5 protein-coding genes are annotated in these 2969 nt (G+C 67.6%); all 5 read right to left on the bottom strand.

Features of this window, described 5'->3' with window-relative positions; translation table 11 throughout:
- Window positions 1-680: IS110 family transposase (locus MLGJGCBP_RS47465; protein ID WP_236581720.1), on the bottom strand; the 680-nt coding region annotated here is incomplete at its 3' end.
- Complete coding sequence (locus MLGJGCBP_RS47460) at window positions 677-994, bottom strand: group II intron maturase-specific domain-containing protein (protein WP_236581727.1); 318 nt, start codon at window positions 992-994, stop codon at window positions 677-679. The genes MLGJGCBP_RS47465 and MLGJGCBP_RS47460, both read right to left, overlap by 4 nt.
- Window positions 951-1460, bottom strand: a complete 510-nt coding sequence (locus MLGJGCBP_RS51110) for a hypothetical protein (protein WP_201453102.1) — start codon at window positions 1458-1460, stop codon at window positions 951-953. The genes MLGJGCBP_RS47460 and MLGJGCBP_RS51110 overlap by 44 nt, the downstream gene beginning before the upstream one ends.
- A 359-nt stretch (window positions 1461-1819) precedes the next feature.
- Entirely contained in the window at window positions 1820-2074 is a 255-nt protein-coding gene (locus MLGJGCBP_RS47455) for a hypothetical protein (RefSeq protein ID WP_236581173.1), read from the bottom strand.
- 424 nt (window positions 2075-2498) lie between these two features.
- Window positions 2499-2969: SDR family oxidoreductase (locus tag MLGJGCBP_RS47450; RefSeq protein WP_160104045.1), on the bottom strand; the 471-nt coding region annotated here is incomplete at its 5' end.

Here is a 2969-nt window from a genome sequence, read left to right as displayed (position 1 = left end):
CCAGGATGGCCACGCAACTCGGCGGCGATCCGGTCGAAGAATCGTCCCTCGTGCGCGTCGAGGACGTCGATCAGCTCGAGCAGCGAAATCACCCGCTGCGCGTACGCGACACCGAGCGGCACCTGCGTCAGACGCTCACGCCCCTCGACGCCGAACAGGTCCGACACCGGGATCAACACCCCGGCCTTGGCGAGCACCGAGTGCACCTGGGCCTTCAGTCCCGACCGCAACGCGACGAGCTTGGCTCTGTAGCGCACCAGTTCCCGCGTCGGTGGCGGGGCAATCCACGCTTCGGGCAACCGGTTCATCCGCAACAGATCCGCCAGATCCCGGGCGTCGCGTACATCGTTCTTCACCCGCCGGTACCGGAATCCCTTGACACCCAATGGATGCGCAAGGTGCACCGTGGCACCGGCCGCCTGCAGCGTGTCGGCCGCCCAGTACCAGCCATAGGTTGCCTCGAGCACCACCTCCGGATGCTCTCCGGCCTTCTCGAGCTGCAGGGCGAGTGAAGCGGGGTCGTTGACGATTCGCGCCACCGCGAGTTGCTCACCGGAATCGGTTTGCCGGACGATCACCGAGCGTTGCCGGTGTAGATCGATCCCGACGAACTGGTGAGTGGCCGGGGGGAATCGCACCCCCCGGCTCTCGCAGAACCGGACGTGAACCTTTCGACTCATCCGGCTCCCATTGCCCAGCCATCAGGACGGGCGCCGAGCCGCCAGTGCGCGAACAGGCGGGGAGATCGCCTAGCGATCTCCGCCAACCACGCCATCGCACGTCGTTCTCGGCGTTTGAGCCGTTTGGATTTCCGGCAGGCCCACCGCATCAGGTGTCGGTTGAGCCTACGGAGGAAGTAGAGCAACCGGGACTTGTAGAAGCGCCCGTAATAGTTGATCCACCCCTGCACGATGTTGTTGAACATGCGTGCGAGGTCATCGAGGGACTTGTCACTGCGCCGGGCCAGGTGCCAGGAACGGATCACCCCGCCCATCGCCTTCATCGCATCCGTGCTGACCGCAGGTAAGAACGACACAAACCCGGGTGTAGGTCCGGTGATCGTCGGAGGTGAGCAGGCCCGATCCGGTGCCGGCGGCCGCGGTGATCGCCTCGTGCAGTTCCGCGGCGGCCAGGACCCGGGTCCCGAGGTCCCACATGGCCGCCCGCAGGTCCAGGTCGGTGAACAGCCCCACCCCGAACGGGCGGGAGGCCTTGATCTGCTCGACGGCCAGGACGGCGTCACTCATCAGGTGCCGCAACTCGTCCGGGGCCCGCTGCAGTTGGGCTCCGGTGATCCCGGCCGGCTGATGTGTCCGGAGGTGGCGGCCGGCGACGTGCAGACCGCCGATCGCCCCGCCGGTCAGCAACAGCGTGAGCAGCAGCGTCGTCCCGGCCACCGGTACGACGCCGAGGAAGTCCTCGACCACCTTCTCCGACCGTGCCGGGTCGACGGTCCCCACACGAAATGCAGCAGGGCCGCTCCCACGCCCCGACCACCAGTGCCAGCGTGGTGACCATCGCCGAAATCACCCCGATAGCGGTGACCCCGCCGAGGGCGGCCACGACACCACCGGACAGGTGCGCACGGCGCGGCTCGCACCGATGGAGAACGACAGTGCCCCAGTGCACGTCTGACTGCTCGGTGGTGGCCTTCGCCTCGGTCATGCCCTATCCCCCATCGCTTCCGACGAGGAGCATCGCCTCGCCCGGCATCGTCCCCGGTACCAGATACGCAACGGTCAGCATTCTTTCCTCCCCTCTTCTGACCACAGATGTCGTGCGTGCCGGAACCTGTCGCGTGCCACCCAAATGATTCGTCTCATGCCGACCTCGGATGCGACTGCGCCGCACCGATCGCGGCCATACCCAGTGCGGCGATACGAGCGAGGCGCTGCTGCTGTTCACCGATCCCACGGCTGCCCACGAGCGGCGTCCGGGCGCCCGGCCACACCGCGGCGGCGATGCGACTGTAGTCGCGTCCGGCGAGGACGATCACGTCCTCGGCATCTAGGAGACCGTGCTCGGCGGCCTGGGCGTGAACGGTGTCGGCGGTGACCGAACCCGGCTCCCCCAACCGCATCTCTTACGGGGCGATCACGGTGTCGAGCGGTGACACCAGAGGAATCGAACCGATGGAACCCGCGCATACTCCGGTTGCCGACCGCGGCGGTCGCGAGGGTTTTCGGCATGATCGTGTCGAAGCCGGACGAGTGCACGATGGCAGGGGACCGTCGTTGTCATCGAGGACCCACTCGCTCGGGCCCGGACGTCGTCGGGCACCGATCCCGACGGTGCCGCAGCGACGAACCGCAGGCTTGCAGTCCCGAGGGCGACGACCTGCCCCGCTCGGATCAAGCATCTGGCCGGCCGCCGCGAGACCACCGCCCGGGTCGATGGCGACGACATCGCTTTCCGCCCGCAGAATCGATCCGTCGAGGGGCGGGTTACCAGAGAAGTCCAGGTGCAGTTCCGTCGTGACGGCCCAGTGTCCGGCCCGCTCAGACTCCGCGTTGCGACTTGGCGGCTTCGCTGGCGGCCTTGCTCTTTTCCCGGGCGGTGGCCCAGTCCTCGCCGGTCATCGATGTCAGGCCGGCGAAAGTGCCGGGGCCGGCGAGCATCTGACCGCCGTCCATGGCGATGGTCTGGCCGGTGAGGTAGTCGCAGGCATCCGACAGCAGGAAAATGGTGAGGTTGGCCAGTTCCTCCATCGTGCCCATCCGGCCCATCGGCACCTGGTCGGCCTGGGTCGCGCCGACGGCACTCTTCTCGGTCGGGTTGAGCATCTCCCACGCGTAGTCCGTCGGGATGGGTCCCGGGGCCAGGGCGTTGAGGCGGATCCCGTAGCGCGCCCATTCGACGGCGAGCGACATCGTCATCGAGTGCACGGCGGCCTTCGCCATCGCGGACGGGACGACGAACGCGGATCCGCTCCAGACCCAGGTGGTGAGCGTCGACAGAACGACGCCCTT

It is taken from the genome of Rhodococcus sp. T7 (genome assembly GCF_009872365.1).
In the GTDB taxonomy this organism is placed as follows: Bacteria; Actinomycetota; Actinomycetes; order Mycobacteriales; family Mycobacteriaceae; genus Rhodococcus_F.
This window is presented reverse-complemented; position numbering and strand designations above follow the sequence as displayed.